General features: G+C 41.1%; 1 protein-coding gene. It reads left to right on the forward strand.

Features of this window, described 5'->3' with window-relative positions; genetic code table 11:
- Positions 1 to 275: outer membrane protein (locus ACFIK8_RS12595; protein ID WP_375669621.1), on the forward strand; the 275-nt coding region annotated here is incomplete at both ends.

Raw genomic sequence — 275 nt, forward strand, 5'->3', positions numbered from 1 at the left:
AATTATCTAACTTTTAGTCGTACTTTGAAACAAAAATGGACTGGCGCCACACGGGTGCGAGTTGGTTTTCCTGTTGAGCGTATGATGCCTTATATCTCTGGTGGTATTGCTTATGGGCAGTTTCAAGATATTTTCTCCATGTCAATTACTGGAGAAGATGCCGCTTCTACTACCTTAGATGATACAAAGACGATGATTGGTTACACTCTTGGTGGTGGTGTTGACTTTGCAATGACAGATCATTTTATTGTGCGTGCGGAATATCGTTACTCAGA

Source organism: Bartonella sp. MR168JLCBS (assembly GCF_042194175.1).